This window comes from Bradyrhizobium sp. CCGUVB1N3, from assembly GCF_024199925.1.
Lineage (GTDB): Bacteria > Pseudomonadota > Alphaproteobacteria > Rhizobiales > Xanthobacteraceae > Bradyrhizobium.
This window is the reverse complement of record NZ_JANADR010000001.1, coordinates 594871-608609: the sequence shown is the minus strand read 5'-3', so window position 1 is coordinate 608609 and position 13739 is coordinate 594871. Positions and strand designations below refer to the sequence as shown.

Genomic DNA, 13739 nt, shown 5'->3' with positions numbered 1-13739 from the left:
CAGTAATGCCTCGAAAGCGGTGAACGAACGGCTGGCCAGCTCCGACAAAAGCTGACTGTCCTGGCGGCAGCCTGCTCATTTTGAGATCATCGAGGATACGTGAAGAATTCGCTGCGGATTGCCTGCGGGGTGGCAGGCGCGATCGCCGGCTTTGTCACCGTGCCGCTGGCGCTCGAGCTGGTTGGCCTTGGAAACCGGGCTGATCCCATCATGTCCGGCATGCTGATGCTATTCGTCTTTGCGCCTGCCGGCGCGATCGCGGGCCTCGTGCTCGGCGCGATGCTGGCCGAGCGGCTGCCCGGCGGAGACAATAGCGCCGGAAGTCTCCATAGCGGCCGGAAGGCATTCGCCGTCGTTGTCGCGCTCTGCGCCGCCGCCGGCACTGCTTATTGTGTCTACGCGGTCAACACGGCGACGCCCTGGCTCAACCCGAATGCCGCCAATCCGCTTCTGGTGTTCGAGGTTCGGCTCCCCGCGGGAGCGACAATGCCGAGCTCGGTCGGCGACATCGCGATCGAATTGCAGACCGATCTCAACACCATGCCGGGCGAACTACGCCTCGACCTGATCCGCCGCGACGGCGAAAGGCCCATCATTGCCGGCGACGTCGAGCTCGCCTTCCGTACCGCGCAGCGGCAGTTGGAGATCAAGATCAAGGGCCAGCCTGACCGGCTCTACCCCATCGGCCTATCGGCCAAGGCGCCGCATGCCTCTGAACTCGGACCTTGGCAAGCCAATGCCGACGGCAGCGAAATCCGCTATCGGGCCAAATGGCCGGGAAAGACGTAAGCGCAGGAATCAGCGCGGCTTGGCCACCTCACAACGCACATAGGTCTGGCGCTTGGCGCGCCCGACCGGGCCGTTGTCCATCAAGAGCTTGCCATCCGCAGCGATTGACACCCGGGGATTGGAACGAAACTGCTCACCCTCGCCTTCACAGGCCAGCCGCATTTTCCAGCTGAGCTTCCCGTCGGCGGTGATCTCGCTGGCGCGGCACCGCGTCTCGTACCAGTAGAGGCGATTGCCGCCTTCGATGCTCATGCGGTTGGCACTGTCCTCGTCGCGGCAGTCTTCTTTGGTCGACGCCCAGAACCCTTCGTAAGGCTGCGCGGCCCAGGCAGGAGCGCACCCGCCCGCGAGCGCCGTACCAAGACTCAAAACCATCGCAAACCGCGTCGCCGCTCTCATGCCGGTAAACCTCGACAAAACCTTCACCGAGGTTAGTCGCCGGTCACCTCAGCTTGTTCAACAGCGCCATCAGCATCTCGCGCTCCCTGGCGTCGAGCGGCGCCAGTGTTTCGCGGGTGATCGCGAGCGCGCTCGGCGCGACCTTTTCGGCCAGTTGCTGACCGGCGCGTGTCAGACTGACCAGCAGCCGCCGGCCGTCTTCCGGATCCTGGCTCGTCTCAGTCAGTCCGCGTGCGCTGAGCCGGTCGATCACACCCTTGATGGTCGCGACATCCATCGCGGTCAGGCGTCCAAGCTGGTTCTGTGAGCAAGGCCCGGTCTCGGCGAGCTTCGACAGCGCCGCCCATTGCGTCGGCGTTAGATTGGTGCCGATGTCGCGGGCAAAGATCGCGCTGTGACGCTGCCAGACCTGGCGCAGGATGAAGCCGACCTGCTCGTCGAGCACATAAGGCGGCTTGGCCTGCCTGACGCTCTTCTTGGCTGCGACGCCTCTCGCCATTCCCGCCCCGCCCTTCACAATGACAGATGTGCGTCGCGGATATCCGGGCGCGCATCGAGCTCGGCCATCGTACCACCGAAACAGATTCGGCCACGCTCGATGATATAGGCGCGATCGGAGATCAGCTTTGCAAAATGCAGGTTCTGCTCGGAAACGACGATGCTGACGCCTTCCTTCTTCATGGTCAGGATCGCATCGACCATCTGCTCCACGATCTTGGGCGACAGCCCCTCCGACGGCTCGTCCAGCAGCACCAGCGACGGATTGCCCATCAGCGTGCGGGCTATGGTCAGCATCTGCTGCTCGCCGCCGCTCATGCGGCCACCCGGCCGGTTACGCATCTCGTTCAGATTCGGGAATAGCGTGAACAGCTTTTCGCGCGTCCAGTATGGCGCGTTCAGCCGCTTCGGCTGACGGCCGACTTCGAGATTCTCCTCGACCGTGAGATCGGTGAAGATGCGGCGCTCTTCAGGCACATAGCCAAGCCCGCCACGCACGATCTCATGCGTCGGCCGGGCCGAGACGTCTTTGCCTTCGAACACGATGCGCCCAGAGCGTTGGGCCACGAGGCCGACGATGGAGCGGAACGTCGTCGATTTTCCGGCACCGTTGCGTCCGAGCAAGGCGACCACCTCGCCCTCGCCGACCTCAAGGGCGATGTCGAACAGGATATGGGCCGGACCGTAATGGCTGTTGAGCCCCTCGACCGTGAGCTTCATGTTGAGGCCCCCTCGCGATGGCGGGCGTCGTAGACGAGGCCCTCGCCGAGATAAACCGCTTGCACCTGCGGATTACCCCGCACTTCCGTCGGTGAACCCTCAGCAATCAGCGTGCCGCGGTTGAGCACGATGATGCGATCGGCATGCTCGAACACCACGTCCATATCGTGCTCGGTGAACAGCACGCCAATGGATTTCTCCCGCGCGATGCGCGCGGTGAGCCGCATCAAGTCGATGCGCTCGCGCGGCGCCATGCCGGCGGTTGGTTCGTCCATCAGCAGGAGCTTTGGCTGATTGGCGAGCGCAACCGCAAGCTCGAGCCGCTTGAGGTCGCCATAGGCGAGCTCGCCGCAGGGACGATCCGCATAGCCGCCCATGCCGACCAATTCCAACAAGCGCACGGCCTCGTCGCGGTCGAACCGCGGCCCCGAACCCCAGAGATTGAACAATTGCCTTTGGTGCGAGATCAGCGCAATCTGCACGTTCTCGCGCACCGTCATGGTTGCGAACGTCGCGGTGATCTGGAAGGTGCGACCGACCCCGAGTCGCCAGACCTCGCGCGGCCTCTTGCCCGTCGTATCCTCGCCGAGCAGCCGGATACGCCCCGCGTCCGGCGTGTTCTGACCGTTGAGCATGTCGAAGCAGGTGCTCTTGCCGGCGCCGTTGGGGCCGATCAGCGCCAGGATCTCGCCGGCGCGCAGTTCGAACGAGACGCCGCGCACAGCGTGGATGCCACCATAGGATTTGGTCAGGCCTTCGACCGCGAGAAGTGTGGGGGCGACGCTCATTCGGCAGGCCCGATCGGTTTGGCGAGCAATGTCGCGCCCGGCGGCGAGGATCCCTTGCGCCGCTGCGCAAGCATTTCCAGCATGCCCACGATACCCTTCGGAAAGACGACCACGATCAGCACGATGAAGGCGCCGAGCACGAGCTTTGACAGGTCAGTCTGGCTGACGAGCCAGATGTTGAGCGCCTTGTAGACGATCGCGCCAATCACCGCGCCGGACACCGTCTCGACGCCGCCGAGCAGCACCATGACGAGCGCATCGACCGAAAGCGAGATGCCGAGATTATCCGGGAAGACGCTGCCCTTCAGGTACGCGAACAGCGCACCACCGATGCCGGCCGTCGTTCCCGCGATGACAAAGGCCGTCCACTGCATGCGCTTGACGTTGATGCCGACCGCCTCACTCCGCAGCGCTGAGTCGCGCGTGGCGCGCAGGGCGTAGCCGAACGGCGAGAACACGGCGACGCGAAGGGCGATGGTCACCAGCGCGGCGACGCCGAGCGCCAGCCAATAAAAATGCGACGGGCTCGCCGCCCAGCTCGAAGGCCAGACGCCCAGAATGCCGTTGTCGCCGCCGGTGACGCTGACCCACTGGAACGCGATCGACCACACGATCTGCGCGAAGGCGAGCGTCAGCATCGCGAAATAGACGCCGGAGAGCTGCACCGCGAAGAAGCCGAACACGGCGGCACCAAGGCAGCCGAGCAACGGCCCCAGCAGCAGGCAGACGATCATCGGCAGCCCCGCCATCTTGGCGAGGAACGCGACGCCGTAGGCGCCGAGGCCGAAATACGCCGCGTGTCCGAAGGATGCGAGGCCGCCGACCGCCATCAGGAAATGCAGGCTGACAGCGAAGATCACGAAGATCGCGATCTCCGAGCCAACTGTCAGAGCATAATTGCCGGCGAACAGCGGTAGCGCCGCCGCGACGACGAGCGCGGCAAACGCAGCCAGCCGCTCGTTCGACGTCAGCGGACGCCAGGGATTGACGGTGAGGCCCGGTGTCCGGCGCGCGGGCGCCTCGGCCTTTCCGAACAGGCCCCAGGGCCGCACGATCAGCACCACCGCCATCACGAGGAAAACCAGGATGATGGAAATCTTCGGGAAGATCAGGATGCCAAAGGCGTTGAGCTCGGAGACCAGCACCGCCGCGACGAAGGCGCCGACGATGCTGCCGAGACCGCCGATCACGACGACGACGAAGACCTCGACGATGATGCGCAGGTCCATGGCGTGATGCACGGCATCGCGCGGGATTTGCAGCGCGCCGCCGAGCGCTGCGAGGAAGACGCCGACCGCGAACACGCTCGTGAACAGCCATTTCTGATTGACGCCGAGCGCCGCGACCATGTCGCGGTCCTGCGTCGCCGCGCGCACCAGCACGCCCCAACGGGTGCGCTGGAACAGCAGCCAAAGGATGCCGAGCACGACCGGACCGAGCACGATCAGGAACAGGTCGTAGCTCGGGATGTTCTGGCCGAAGAAATCGACCGCCCCTTTGAAGCCCGGCGCGCGGCGGCCGAGCAGATCGTCGGGTCCCCAGATGAGTACGACGAGATCCTCGACCATCAGCGTCAGGCCGAAGGTCGCGAGCAACTGGAAAAGTTCGGGCGCGTGATAGATGCGCCGAAGCAGCACCATCTCGACGAGGACACCGATCAGCGCCACCGTGAGCGCGGCGACGACGATGCCGCCCCAGAAGCCGAACGCACCGGAGAGGCGATCCGTCAGCGTGAAGGCGATGTAGGCACCGACCATGTAGAAGGCGCCGTGCGCAAAGTTCACGATCCGCGTCACGCCGAAGATGATCGACAGGCCCGAGGCCACCAGGAACAGCGACGCTGCGCTGGCGAGTCCGGTCAGAAACTGTACGACGTAAAAGGCCATCGGCGGTCCGGGTTCACAATAGTCTCAGCAGACGGGCTTCATCCTTCGAGACGGCGCTTCGCGCCTCCTCAGGATGAGGTCCGGGACCCTCATGGTGAGGAGCGCGGCAACGCCGCGCGTCTCGAACCATGAGGCCCCGGCTTCGATCACATCAATCCTTCGGACGCAGCTTCTCGACTTCGGCGTCACCAGGCAGATAGTCCGCGCCCTTCTTGTAGGCCGAATCCACCATCACGCCCTTGCCGTCCTTCAACGCGGTCTTGCCGACGAAGGCCCCAAGCGTCGACTGGTGGTCGATCTTGCGGAAGGTGATGTCGCCGAAGGGCGAGCCCACCGAGAGGCCTTCCGCCGCTGCGATCAGCTTTTCCGGATCGGTCGACCCGGCCTTTGCCAGGATCGCGGCCGCCGACTTGATGGTCTGGTAGCCGACGATCGAGCCGAGGCGCGGATAGTCGTTGTACTTGGCCTGATAGGCCTTCAGGAACGCGTCGTGCTCGGGCGTCTTGATCGAGTACCAGGGATATCCGGTGACGATCCAGCCCTCGGGCGTCTCGTCCTTGAGTGGATCGAGATATTCCGGCTCGCCCGTCAGGAACGAGACCACGGCGCGATCCTTGAACAGGCCGCGGGTATTGCCTTCGCGCACCAGCTTCACGAGATCGGCGCCGAAGGTGACGTTGAGGATCGCCTCCGGATTGGCTTGGGCAACCGCCTGCACCACCGGGCCGGCATCGATCTTGCCCTGCGGCGGCCACTGCTCGTCGACCCACTGGATGTCGGGACGCTTCTCCGACATCAGCTTCTTGAACACCGCAACCGCCGACTGGCCGTACTCGTAGTTCGGCGCGATCGTCGCCCAGCGTTTTGCCGGCAGCTTAGCTGCCGCTTCCACCAGCATCGCGGCCTGCATGTAGTTAGAGGGACGCAGGCGGAACGTGTACTTGTTGCCCTTCGACCAGGTGACGGCGTCCGTCAGCGGTTCGGCGGCGAGGAAAAACACCTTCTTCTGGTTGGCGAAGTCGCTCACGGCTAGGCCGATGTTCGACAGGAACGTGCCGGCGAGCATCGCGACGCCTTCGCTCGAGACGAGCTCATTGGCCGCGGTCTGCGCATCGGCCGGCTTGCCGCCGTCGTCCTTGGAGATCACGACAAGCTTCTTGCCGTTGATACCGCCGGCCGCGTTGATCTCCTCGACGGCAAGCTGCCAGCCCTTGCGATAGGGCTCGGTGAACGCCGGCAACAGCGAGTAGCTGTTGATCTCGCCGATCTTGATCTCCTGCGCCATGGCCGAATGAACCATGCCGCCGGCCAGAAGCGCGAAGGCCGCACCGACAAAATAGTTTCTTGCTCGCATCCCAACCTCCAGTTTTTTGAAAACTCTATTTCTTGAGCATGATCTTATCGGAAAACCGGTTCCACTTTTCCGGATCATGCTCTAACGCAGGCCGTCGTCGCCCTTGATCTCCGCAACCGTCAGCCCACCGACCCGCGGCAGCGGACGGCCGCTGTCGGTGACGGCGACCGCGACCATGATCTCGTTGGCGCGCGGCGCGTCATTGATCTGCACTTCCATGCCATCGAAATGGCTGCGCACGAAAGCCGCGTCCTTGTGGCCCAAGGGAATGTCGAGGGTCGTGCCAGGACCGCTGCGCTTCTTCGACGACGGAATCAGGGCCGCGCCCTTGCCGAGGACCTTGCGCACCGGCGCGCCCATCTTGGGATGCAGGATCGCAGCCGCGTGCTCCAGCTCGCCGTTCTCTCCGACGGCGGCAGCCTTGCCGTAGCTCTGCACCTTCGCGCCCTCGATGCCGAGCGCCGCCACCGCGCGCTTTGACAAGAGATCGCCGAGCTCCTCGCCGATCGCGATCAGCGATGAAAGATCTTCGACATATTTTCCGGCGAACGGATTCTCAATGACTGCGATGGCCGCGGCGCGCCGGGTCGGCGGTGACACGGACCGTCCCATCTCCCTCTGCGTCTCTTCGACGACGGTGACGATCTTGCGGATGATCACGCTCATGTCGGCTTCCTTAGTTCGCTTCCTGATCAGGCATGGACCGCGCTCTCCAACACAGACGGGCGCAATCGCTGCCGTTCAATATCCTTGGTCCCGATGACAAGCATATCACCACAAAGCCTGAGCACGGCACCCTCGATCAGTCCGCGATCGAACAAACGCCGTGCACATTCTGCGCCAGATTCGAGAGCCTCACGAATATCTGTCCGCGACAATGCGCCGACCTCGCGGGTGACGAGACGCGCGCCGAGATCACTGTCGGGCTGGAGCTCGTTCGCCGGACGGCGCTTGACCGCCGGATGCCCGGGCAGATCGACGGCATTGGCGATCACGGTCGCTGCCGCATCGGCTTGCGAGGCTGTCGCGGCCAGCACCGTGACCGCGTCGGCGATGCCGAGCGAGAAACTGCGGCCATGGCGCCCGCTGGTCGCGATGCCGCGGACCGGATCGTCCGCCTCGATCGTCATCGCCCGCATCACGCCGTCGCGGTCGGGGCGATCCATGAGACCAACGGTGAAGCGCTCGCCCTCACCTAGATGAAGCGCAATATCGCCGCCATTGTTGACATAGGCCTGGTCGAGCTGCGCGGCACCGAGCATCGCGCCCACAATCTCCTCAGCCACGCTGCCGGCGACCGCGGCCATCGGCGTGATGAAGCAATCGGCGGCATAGGGTGCGACGGCCGCGGACATACGCCGCGCGACGACACCTTTAAGACAGCACTGCGTCGGCAGCGCTGCCTTGCGCAACTCGGGCAATTCCTCGCAGAGCTCGTCGAGCAGTCCGGTGAACCGCCGCGCCGCCGCCTCATGGGCCGCGCGCACATGCTGTGCGGCTCCCCTCGCCTCCACGATCAGATCAATCGGACCATCCTGCAAATGCAGCCGCCGGCCATCAGACAGCAATGCGATTTGCGGGAGCCTCCTCATGCGCGCCGCCCCGGGATCGGGTTCTGCCACGGCACCTGGCGGACATCATCGCTCTCCTGGACCTCGGACAGCGGACGCACATGGTCCATGTGCCCCCCGAGCGCGGCATAGTCGGACAGCCTCATGGTGAACTCGATCGGCGCGACAAGGGCCGGCGTCGGCACATAGCCGAACGCACCGGCCGGCATCTGCGTCACATCGACCATGTAGGTGATGCCGCCGCCAGGCCAGACATAAACCGGCGCACCGCCGCTGGTGACGCGCGTCAGCGCATCCTTCACCGAGCGTGTCAGACGCACTGGATTATCGGTGACGCCGGCGCGCAAGGAGCCGCCGGCCCCCGCCATGAACAGCACCGTGCAAAGCGCCGGCTCGCAATTCTCCTGGATGCGCTCGACCGAGAATCGCAAGTCCGCCGGCATCTCGGTCTCGACCGGCTTCAGGGCGTCGTCGAGCACATAGTAGGACGCGTGCTCGCCGGTCGTGGAGACCATCAGCATGGTCAAGCCGGGTTTTGCTTCCTTGGCGTTGAAGGGGCCGAGGATCGACAGCGGATCGGAGATGTTGGTGCCGCCCCAGCCCGTGCCGGGATCGGCGACCTGGAAATAGCGGCCGGGCGTCGAGCGCCGGCCCTTCATCTTGATACCGGTGTCGGCGATGTCGAGCAGCTTGCCGGCCTGGTGCTCGCTGAGCACGCCGGTGATGTGATCGTCGACCACGACGACCTCATCGACCTTGCCGTGCCACTGCTTGGCGAACATGCCGATCGTCGCCGAGCCGCAGCCGACGCGCATGCGCTCTTCCTTCACGCCGTTGACGATCGGCGGCTCTCCCGCCTGAACCACCACCGTCGCGCCATCGTCGATCGTGAACTCGACAGGCTTGCAGTTGGAGAGATCCATCAGCGTGTCGCAGGTGACGCGGCCTTCCTTCTTGGAGCCGCCGGTCAGATGATGCACGCCGCCGAGCGACAGCATCTGCGAGCCGTATTCACTGGTCGTGACGTGGCCGACGGCCTCGCCCTGCGCGCGCACGACCGCGCTTTCCGGGCCGAGATAGCGGTCGGTGTCGATCTTCACCTTGACGCCACAATAGGAGAAGATGCCTTCAGTCACGACGGTGACCATGTCGACGCCATCGACTTCCGATGAGACGATGAACGGCGCCGGCTTGTAGTCGGGATAGGTCGTGCCCGCGCCGATCGCGGTGACGAAGGTCGAGGGTTCATGGACGATCTTGCCGTCCCAATCCTCTGACCGGCTGAACGGCACCAGCTTGCCGCCATGCGACACCGTGCGCTCGAGGATGATATGCGGATCGACGCGGACGAGCTTGCCGTCGTGATTGGCATAGCGGTCGCAGGCTCCTGCCGCGCCCGGCTTGATGTAGCACATCACCGGACAGGCATCGCATCGGATTTTGTCGGAGGCAGCGCTCGTCGCTTCGGTCACCATGTCAAAGCCAGCGGATCACAGGGGCTTATCATTCGTATACGAACGATGTTGCGCGCGATGCCGGAAGCTGTCAAGCGGCACCACCGGCAAAACCATGAGGCTGCCGAATAAAACCTCATCTGCCTGCCCGAACTGTCCACAAAGCGGGCAACCGCGCTGCAGTGCGGCATGCGGCGCTTGCACGTTTGTGTACAAACGGTATCGTCGGGCTTCGCAATTTGACACGCGCAGCCGCACTGCCGGGACCAGAGATGACGCAGACCACGATCCGCCTCACCGTGAATGGCGGGATCCACGACGTCGCCGCCGCGCCGGAGACGCCGCTACTGTATGTGCTGCGCAACGACCTCGAACTCAACGGCCCGAAATATGGATGCGGCCTCGGCGAATGCGGCACCTGCACTGTCCTGATCGACGGGCTCGCGGCACGTTCGTGCGTCATTCCGATCGGCGGCTGTGTGGGGCGCGACATCGTGACGCTTGAAGGGCTCGGCACGCGCGACGAACCGGACCCTGTGCAGCAGGCCTTCATCGACGAGCAAGCCGCGCAATGCGGCTACTGCCTCAATGGCATGATCATGACCACCAAGGCGCTGCTTGCGATCAACCCTCAGCCCACCGAGCAGGAGGCAATGGCGACGCTGCGTTACAATCTCTGCCGTTGCTGCACGCATGTCGAAATCCTCCGCGCGGTGATGCGCGCATCAGGCCAGCTTGCCGAGGCCGGTGATTGATGACCTCCCCCGTGTCGAATGAAACTGAGCGGCGCTCCGGTTCGCTCGTCGTCGCTCGCGCGCTGGACGACGGCACGTCCGAGACCTTTGTCCGGATCACCGCGGACGGCTCGGTCAACGCCTATAACGGCCATGTCGATCTCGGCACCGGCATCCGCACCGCGCTCGGCCAGATCGTTGCCGAAGAGCTCGACGTGTCCTTTGCCCGCGTCGTCGTGGTGCTCGGCGATACGGCCGTCGTGCCGAACCAGGGCGCGACGATTGCGAGCGAGACGATCCAGATCACCGCCGTTCCCCTGCGCAAGGCCGCCGCACAAGCGCGGCATTTTCTGATCGCGCGCGCCGCCGAACGGCTGGAGCTGCCGGCTGCGGAACTCGGCATTCAGGATGGGCTGGTTCGCGGCCACAACCGCAGCATCAGCTTTGGTGAGCTGATCGGCGATGAGATCATCCGCCTCGAGCTTGCCGATGATGTCGCCGTGAAGCCCGTCGGCGACTACGCCATCGTCGGCCGCTCAGTGCCGCGCGTCGACCTGCCGGCGAAGGCAACGGGCGAGCTGACCTTCGTGCATGACATCCGTGTGCCCGGCATGCTGCACGGCCGCGTCGTGCGCCCGCCCTATGCCGGCGTGGATGCCGGCCCGTTCGTCGGTACCAGCCTGATCGCGGTGGACGAGTCCTCGGTGCGGGACATCCCTGGCCTCGTCGCCGTCGTGCACATCGGCGACTTCGTCGGCGTCGTCGCCGAGCGCGAGGAGAATGCGGTTCTGGCCGCAAGCCGGCTCAAGGTGATCTGGAAGCCGACGCCCGCCCTGCCCGATCTCGCCGATCTCGAGACTGCGCTACGCGCCAACCCATCGACGCCGCGCACGCTGATCGACAAGGGCGACGTGAACGCGGCAATCGCCGGCGCCGCCAAGCCAATGCAGCGCACTTACGTCTGGCCCTACCAGATGCACGCTTCGATCGGGCCGTCCTGCGCCGTCGCCGATTTTCAGGACGGTCGCATCCGGGTCTGGTCCGGAACGCAAAACCCGCACGTCCTGCGCACCGACCTTGCCTTGCTGATCGAGCGGCCCGAGACCGAGATCGAGGTGATCCGGCTGGAGGCCGCCGGCTGCTACGGCCGCAACTGCGCCGATGACGTCACCGCGGACGCACTGCTGCTCTCGCGCGCGGTCGGCCGGCCCGTGCGCGTGCAGTTGTCGCGGGAGCAGGAGCACGCCTGGGAGCCGAAGGGCACCGCGCAGCTCATCGACGTCAATGGCGGGCTGAACGCCGACGGCGGTGTCGCCGGTTACGATCTCGCCACACGCTATCCGTCGAACGCCGCGCCGACACTTGCGCTGGTTCTCACCGGCCGGATCCCGCCCGAGCCCGACGTGCTTCAGATGGGCGACCGCACCGCGATTCCGCCCTACGATTACGATCACATGCGCGTCGTCGCGCACGACATGCCGCCGATCGTACGCGCCTCCTGGTTACGCGGCGTCTCGGCGCTGCCGAACACCTTTGCGCATGAGTCCTATATCGACGAGCTCGCGAGCGAAGCCGGTGTCGATCCGATCGAATATCGCCTGCGCTATCTGAAGGACCCGCGCGCGGTCGATCTCGTCAATGCGGTCGCCGAGCGCGCGGGCTGGACACCGCGGCCGGTGCGGCAGGACAAGGACGGCGAGGTGGTGAATGGGCGCGGCTTCGCCTACGCGCTCTATGTCCACAGCAAGTTTCCCGGCTATGGCGCGGCGTGGTCGGCCTGGATCGCCGACGTCGCGGTGAACAAGACGACCGGCGATGTCAGCGTCACCCGCGTCGTCGCAGGGCAGGATTCCGGATTGATGATCAATCCGGACGGCGTGCGCCACCAGATCCAGGGCAACGTGATCCAGTCGACCAGCAGGGCGCTGATGGAGGAGGTCTCCTTCGAGCGCGGAGCGGTCGCGGCGCGCGAATGGGGCGCCTACCCGATCATCCCGTTCCCCGATGTGCCTGAGATCGACGTGCTGATGTTGCCGCGTCAGGACCAGCCGCCGCTCGGCGTCGGCGAGTCGGCCTCGGTGCCGAGCGCTGCGGCGATCGCGAATGCGATCTTCGATGCAACCGGCGTGCGTTTCCGCGAGCCGCCGTTCACGCCGGAGCGCATCCTCAGGGGCTTGCGCGGCGATGTGCCGGCTGAGCCTCAGGCGTTACCTGCGCCGGCGGCCGCGCCGGCTAGCTCCTGGACAAACCCGTTTGCGAAGCGCGCCGGCATCTTCGCAACGATGGCCGCGCTCTGTACGGCCGCGGTCGGCATCGGCGCCGCCTTGCTACCGGGCCGCGCCATTGCGCCGATCGCACGGCCCGATGCGTCCGTCTATTCCGCTGCGACGATCGCGCGCGGCGCAGAGCTCGCCGCGCTCGGCAATTGCGCGGAGTGCCACACGACCGTCGGCGGCGCGCTGAACGCGGGTGGTCGTGGGCTGGAAACGCCGTTCGGCACGATCTACAGCACCAACATCACGTCCGACGTCGAGACAGGCATCGGCGCCTGGTCCTATCCGGCGTTCGAGCGCGCGATGCGCGAGGGACTGCATCGCGACGGGCGACAGCTCTATCCCGCATTCCCCTACACGCATTTTGCGAAGACAAGCGACGCCGACATGCAAGCGCTGTACGCGTACCTGATGGCGCAGCCCGCGGTGCGTGCGACCGCACCGAACAATGCGCTCGCGTTCCCGTTCAACCTTCGGCCATTGTTGGCGGGCTGGAACGCGCTATTCCATCAGACCGACGTGCTCAAGCCGGATCCGACCAAGTCCGAGCAGTGGAATCGTGGCGCCTATCTCGTCGAAAGCCTCGGCCATTGCAGCGCCTGCCATTCGCCGCGCAATGCGCTCGGCGCCGAGCGGCGGAGCGCCTATCTCGCCGGCGGCTTTGCCGAGGGTTGGGAGGCGCCGGCGCTGACGTCGCTGTCGCAGGCGCCGATCCCCTGGAGCGAGGAGGAACTTTACGCCTATTTGCGCACCGGCCATTCGCGGTTCCACGGCGTAGCGGCGGGCCCGATGGCGCCCATCGTGCGGGATCTCGCGGCCCTGCCCGATCACGACATCCGCGCGATGGCGGTTTATCTCGGCTCGTTCAACGACAGCGCGATCGACAAGCATGCGCAGGACGCTCTCGCGGCCAGGCTCGAGAGCGCAACGCGGGTCACCGTTGCCTCATCAACTGGCGCGCGGCTCTATCAAGGCGCCTGCGCCGTCTGCCATGAGATCGGCGGCCTGCCGCTGTTCGGCAGCCGGCCCTCGCTTGCGCTCAACAGCAATCTGCACAGCAACGCGCCGGACAATCTCGTGCAGGTCATCCTGCACGGCATTACCGAGCCCGCATCAACCGACCTCGGCTACATGCCGGCCTTCAAGCACAGCATGAGCGATGCGCAGGTCGAGGAGCTCGTCACGTTTCTGCGCAAACAATTCGCGCCGGACAAGCCGGCGTGGACTGGCATCAGCGAGACGATCGCACGCGTGCGATCGTCCACGCACTAGA

Annotated in this window: 12 protein-coding genes; 3 read left to right on the top strand and 9 right to left on the bottom strand. The window is 65.3% G+C overall.

All coding sequences use genetic code 11. The features are described from left to right. The first annotated feature begins 99 nt into the window (after positions 1–99). Entirely contained in the window at positions 100–789 is a 690-nt protein-coding gene (locus tag NLM33_RS02730) for a hypothetical protein (protein ID WP_254094444.1), read from the top strand. Between the two features lie 9 nt (positions 790–798). Here NLM33_RS02730 and NLM33_RS02725 read toward each other — a convergent pair whose 3' ends face one another. From NLM33_RS02725 to NLM33_RS02685, 9 genes are all read right to left on the bottom strand, one after another. Then, on the bottom strand, positions 799–1188 hold the full coding sequence (locus NLM33_RS02725; RefSeq protein ID WP_254094442.1) for a hypothetical protein: 390 nt from the start codon (positions 1186–1188) through the stop codon (positions 799–801). 43 nt (positions 1189–1231) lie between these two features. Further along, entirely contained in the window at positions 1232–1687 is a 456-nt protein-coding gene (locus NLM33_RS02720; protein WP_254094440.1) for a MarR family winged helix-turn-helix transcriptional regulator, read from the bottom strand. Positions 1688–1701: 14 nt separating this feature from the next. After that, complete coding sequence (locus NLM33_RS02715) at positions 1702–2406, bottom strand: ABC transporter ATP-binding protein (protein ID WP_254094438.1); 705 nt, start codon at positions 2404–2406, stop codon at positions 1702–1704. Next, positions 2403–3194 (bottom strand): ABC transporter ATP-binding protein, encoded by a 792-nt coding sequence (locus NLM33_RS02710; RefSeq protein WP_254094436.1) that lies wholly within the window; start codon positions 3192–3194, stop codon positions 2403–2405. The genes NLM33_RS02715 and NLM33_RS02710 overlap by 4 nt, the downstream gene beginning before the upstream one ends. Beyond that, positions 3191–5080 carry an ABC transporter permease gene (locus tag NLM33_RS02705; protein WP_254094434.1) on the bottom strand — a complete coding sequence of 630 codons (1890 nt, stop codon included), beginning with the start codon at positions 5078–5080 and terminating at the stop codon, positions 3191–3193. Before NLM33_RS02705 ends, NLM33_RS02710 begins: the two co-directional genes overlap by 4 nt. A 151-nt stretch (positions 5081–5231) precedes the next feature. Beyond that, positions 5232–6434: an ABC transporter substrate-binding protein gene (locus tag NLM33_RS02700; RefSeq protein ID WP_254094432.1), complete on the bottom strand. Its 1203-nt coding sequence runs from the start codon at positions 6432–6434 to the stop codon at positions 5232–5234. Positions 6435–6515: 81 nt separating this feature from the next. Beyond that, the gene (locus NLM33_RS02695; RefSeq protein WP_254094430.1) at positions 6516–7100 is read right to left on the bottom strand and encodes an amino acid synthesis family protein; all 585 of its coding nucleotides are present in this window, start codon (positions 7098–7100) and stop codon (positions 6516–6518) included. A 26-nt stretch (positions 7101–7126) separates the two neighbouring features. Continuing rightward, positions 7127–8026: a UPF0280 family protein gene (locus NLM33_RS02690; protein ID WP_254094428.1), complete on the bottom strand. Its 900-nt coding sequence runs from the start codon at positions 8024–8026 to the stop codon at positions 7127–7129. Beyond that, positions 8023–9480: a 6-hydroxynicotinate reductase gene (locus NLM33_RS02685; RefSeq protein ID WP_254094426.1), complete on the bottom strand. Its 1458-nt coding sequence runs from the start codon at positions 9478–9480 to the stop codon at positions 8023–8025. The genes NLM33_RS02690 and NLM33_RS02685 overlap by 4 nt, the downstream gene beginning before the upstream one ends. 251 nt (positions 9481–9731) lie before the next feature. Between NLM33_RS02685 and NLM33_RS02680 the strand changes: the two genes are divergently transcribed. Together NLM33_RS02680 and NLM33_RS02675 are read left to right on the top strand one after the other, a co-directional pair. Then, positions 9732–10214 (top strand): (2Fe-2S)-binding protein, encoded by a 483-nt coding sequence (locus NLM33_RS02680; RefSeq protein WP_254094424.1) that lies wholly within the window; start codon positions 9732–9734, stop codon positions 10212–10214. Beyond that, a complete protein-coding gene (locus NLM33_RS02675; RefSeq protein WP_254094422.1) occupies positions 10214–13738 on the top strand; it encodes a molybdopterin cofactor-binding domain-containing protein in 3525 nt (1174 codons plus the stop codon). The genes NLM33_RS02680 and NLM33_RS02675 overlap by 1 nt, the downstream gene beginning before the upstream one ends. Position 13739 lies beyond the last annotated feature (1 nt).